1 protein-coding gene is annotated in these 403 nt (G+C 66.5%); it reads right to left on the bottom strand.

Annotated features, from left to right (window positions below):
• On the bottom strand, nt 1–333 hold a 333-nt coding region (locus tag BIU91_RS03200), incomplete at its 3' end, for a hypothetical protein (RefSeq protein ID WP_139196852.1).
• Nucleotides 334–403 lie beyond the last annotated feature (70 nt).

Here is a 403-nt window from a genome sequence, read left to right as displayed (position 1 = left end):
GTCGAGGGCGTCCTGGTCGAATCTGTTCGTGCGGCCCTTCGCTTCGACGGTTGCGCTGTATCGACGAGGTGCGGTCGGGTTCACTGCGACGAAGTCGGGGCGCTTGCCTTTCAGGGGCACGCCTTGCTGCGCGAGCAGCAGGTCAACATGCACCAGGTGCGGGTAGCCGAGGGCGAGCTGGCTCATCAGCGCGGCCTGCGTCATGCCGAGGAAGTAGCTGACGGAGGTCTTCTCCGACGGGTCGAGCCGGTCGTACGCATCCGACCGGGTCCAGCGGGTCCCGCCGTCGGTGATGCGTAAATTCGCTGCAACCATCGCCATGCGCCACTGCATCTCCAGCAGCGGACGTGCAGACCCCGGGTGCGAAGCCAGCGTTGGCATGCCGACCGTCGCGGCTGTGAAC

Origin of the sequence: Curtobacterium sp. MMLR14_002 (assembly GCF_001864975.1) — a bacterium.
In the GTDB taxonomy this organism is placed as follows: Bacteria; Actinomycetota; Actinomycetes; order Actinomycetales; family Microbacteriaceae; genus Curtobacterium; species Curtobacterium flaccumfaciens.
Note: the sequence above shows the minus strand (reverse complement) of the source record. Positions and strands in the feature narration are given on the sequence as shown.